The 3,341-nt window shown below is 71.7% G+C and carries 3 protein-coding genes; all 3 read right to left on the bottom strand.

The features are described 5' to 3' along the window. Window positions 1-156: 156 nt before the first annotated feature. Window positions 157-1,455, bottom strand: coding sequence for an MFS transporter (locus ACFE8Y_RS21340; protein ID WP_375466368.1), 1,299 nt, complete (start codon window positions 1,453-1,455; stop codon window positions 157-159). 109 nt (window positions 1,456-1,564) lie between these two features. Continuing rightward, window positions 1,565-1,771, bottom strand: coding sequence for a hypothetical protein (locus ACFE8Y_RS21335; RefSeq protein WP_375466367.1), 207 nt, complete (start codon window positions 1,769-1,771; stop codon window positions 1,565-1,567). 244 nt (window positions 1,772-2,015) lie between these two features. After that, on the bottom strand, window positions 2,016-2,735 hold the full coding sequence (locus tag ACFE8Y_RS21330) for a YggS family pyridoxal phosphate-dependent enzyme (RefSeq protein WP_375466366.1): 720 nt from the start codon (window positions 2,733-2,735) through the stop codon (window positions 2,016-2,018). Window positions 2,736-3,341 lie beyond the last annotated feature (606 nt).

Here is a 3,341-nt window from a genome sequence, read left to right as displayed (position 1 = left end):
TGTGTGGGGAGAGGGGGCCGCCCGGCGCTTCGCCCGATCCACGCACACCGGTCTCGAGATGTGTGAAGCCGCAAGCCCTGGGAGAGGGGGCCTGTCGCGCCCGCTGGGGTTCTTCCGGTGACGCGGCATCCCAAGCGTCGGACTCTCCGCAAGGGTTCACCCCGCCGCCGGCAAGGCTGCCGCGACACCGTCCTTCCGCGGCGGGGCGAGCGTCAGGATCAGCGCGGCGGCGACGAGGCAGAGCGCGCCGGCGAAGAAGAAGGCCGGCAGGTAGCTCTGCAACTCCGTGCGCGACAGCCCGGCGCCGTAGGCGGCCGACGCGGCGCCGAGCTGGTGGCCGGCAAACACCCAGCCGAACACGACGTTGGCGCGCGCAGCGCCGAAGCGCTGCGCGGCGAGCTTCACCGTCGGCGGTACGGTCGCGATCCAGTCGAGGCCGTAGAACACGGCAAACACCGACAGCCCGGCGAAGGAGAAGTCGGAGAACGGCAGGCACAGGAGCGAGAGGCCGCGCAGGCCGTAGTACCAGAACAGCAGCCAGCGGTTGTCGTAGCGGTCCGACAGCCAGCCCGAGGTGACGGTGCCGACGAAGTCGAACACGCCCATCCCGGCCAGCACGCTCGCCGCCTGCACCGGGCGCAGGCCGTAATCGGCGCAGAGCGGGATGAAGTGGGTCTGGATCAGGCCGTTGGTGCTCGCCCCGCAGATGAAGAAGGTGGAGACCAGCACCCAGAACACCCGCGTGCGGGCGGCCTCGCCGAGCGCCGCGAGCGCGCCCACGGCCGGCCCCGTCGGTGCCGCCGCGGCGCGCGCCTCGCCGTAGGGCAGCAGGCCGAGATCCTCCGGCCGGTCGCGCATCAGGGCCAGCACCGCGAGCGCGGTCAGCCCGAGCAGGGCGCAGATCGTCATCACCGCCGCGCGCCAGCCGAAGGCCTCCGTGAGCGCGGCCAGCGCCGGAAGCACGACGAGCTGCCCCGTGGCCGAGCTCGCGGTGAGCAGGCCGACGACGAGGCCGCGCCTGTGCGAGAACCAGCGCGTCGCCACCGTCGCGCCGAGGACCAGCGCGGTCAGCCCGGTGCCGACGCCGACCACGATCCCCCAGAGCAGGATCAGGTGCCACAGCCGCGTCATGGCCAGCGACCCGGCGAGCCCCGCCACGATCAGCGACAGCGCGCAGAGCACGATCCGGCGCGGGCCGTAGCGGTTCATCAGGGCGGCGGCGAACGGGCCCATCAGCCCGAATAGCACGAGGCGGATGGCGAGCGCCGAGGCGATCGAGGCGGTGTCCCAGCCGAACTCCCGCTGGAGCGGCAGGATCAGCACGCCCGGCGCGCCGACGGCGCCCGCCGTGACCAGCATGGTCAGGAAGGTGACGGCGGCCACGACCCAGCCGTAGTGGACGCCGCGGCGGGCAAGCAGGCCGGCGAGCGCCGTCGAGGGGCTGACTGCGATCATCACGACCTTGCTTCCCCGGGAGATCCCGACCCGCACCGCGCGGACGGGAGGCCTCGTGGTGGTCCGATACCCGGTACCGTCCTGGTACCGTTGCGGCCGGGAAACAACCCTAGGCGATCACGGCGAGGCTGGCTGTCTCCGCAGACAGCACTCGCAACGCCTTCTCGGCTTCGTCGCGCACCTGATCCAAGGCGCACCCGAACGGCACCGGGAGCGCGACGTTCTTCTCAGGATCATCGGTCCAGGCGAGGCTCACGATCGAACGCTTGCGCCTGAGATCATGGGAGAGCGCCACGACGGTCACGGTCGAGGGCAAGGGTGCGGACATCGGCTCTCCTCAGCATCGAAGCGGGCCCCGATGAGGTGGGAGCCGCTTCGTCGTTGGGAAGCGCGCCGAAGCGGGAACTCAGGGTCGGGCGCACGCCGATGCGGCCAAGGACGGTCCTCCAAGTACAGTCCTCCAAGGACGGGCTTTCGGCGTCGGGTTGCCGGCCGCAGGCGTGCGCGACCGCCCGGCTGCCCCTGGCCTCGCCGCGCTTCCGCGCGGTCGCCCCTGAGCCTCACGCCGTCCGCGTGCGCGCGCCGAAGATCGACGTTCCGACGCGGACGTGGGTCGCGCCCATCTGGATCGCGGCCGGATAGTCGGCGCTCATGCCCATCGACAGGATCGGCAGGTTGTGCCGCCGGGCGATTGCCCCAAGCAGGGCGAAGTGGGCCGAGGGCGGGTCGTCGACCGGGGGCACGCACATCAACCCCTCGATCGCGAGGCCGTGCGTGCCGATGCACTCGGCGAGCAGCACGTCGACCGCGTCCGGAGCCACGCCGCCCTTCTGGGGCTCGTCGCCGGTGTTGACCTGGATCAGCAGCCGCGGCGCGCGTCCCGCCCGCGCGATCTCCTTGGCAAGCGCGGCCGCGAGCGAGAGCCGGTCCAGCGAGTGGATCACGTCGAACAGTTCGACCGCCTCGCGCGCCTTGTTCGACTGGAGCGGGCCGACGAGGTGCAACTCCACGTCCGGGTAGCGTGCCCGCAGGTCCGGCCACTTGCCCCTGGATTCCTGGACGTAGTTCTCCCCGAACACGCGCTGCCCGGCCTCGAGAGCCGGCACGATGCCCTTCGCCGGCACGGTCTTCGAGACGGCGATGAGGTGGACGGTCGCGGGATCGCGCTCGGCATCCGCGGCCGCGCGGCGTATGCCGGCGCGCACCTCGGCGAGCCCGGCGGCGACGTCGGCCTCGCCCACGGGGGGCTTGCCGGCGGGTGGGATGGGCGTGTCCGTCATCGAAGTCCCTGCGTTGGCTGGCCGGGGCTGCGGCCGCGCTGCGAGGCTCTTTAAGACAGAACCGCCGTGAGCGCGCGCGAACGCCTCCAGATCGCCGGTATAGCCGACGTGCCCATCCGGCAGGATGCTCACGCGGGCGCCGAGGCACGGGGGGCCGCGGGCGAACCCGGACCCGGAGGGCCGCGCCTGAGGCGTGCAATCCAGAGCCGCCGCCGTGATACGATCCGAGCGCAGGGCGGTTCTGGATTCCGGGCTCTGCTGCGCAGCCCCGGAATGACGAGGCGGATCGTCCTGCGGTCCGGCCTTCCTCGTTAACCCGCGTTCGCAGCCCTGTACGATCACCCCGGCTGGTTCTTCGGAGCCGGTAGCCGCTACCCGCGCCGATTCGGCGACACCCTCGGCCATCGGATCGTTGGGGACTGGGTGGCCGCCGCCCCGGACATCGGCGGCGACGCATGGGTGAACGTGCCGGCGGAAGAGGTGCACGCAGCCGTCTCCGGCCATACGCTGCCGCCAGCGTGATCTATGATGCGCCATGGGTCGGTTTCCGACCGAGACTGTGTGAAAACGCAGAAGCGTTGGAAGGATCTTCCATCGAACGCCCTA

The sequence above is a fragment of the uncultured Methylobacterium sp. genome (assembly GCF_964242245.1).
Lineage (GTDB): Bacteria > Pseudomonadota > Alphaproteobacteria > Rhizobiales > Beijerinckiaceae > Methylobacterium.
This window is presented reverse-complemented; position numbering and strand designations above follow the sequence as displayed.

Coding starts and splice junctions, on each gene's coding strand:
- ACFE8Y_RS21340 (WP_375466368.1), bottom strand. CDS start 1,455: ATGATCGCAGTCAGCCCCTCGACGGCGCTCGCCGGCCTGCTTGCCCGC.
- ACFE8Y_RS21330 (WP_375466366.1), bottom strand. CDS start 2,735: ATGACGGACACGCCCATCCCACCCGCCGGCAAGCCCCCCGTGGGCGAG.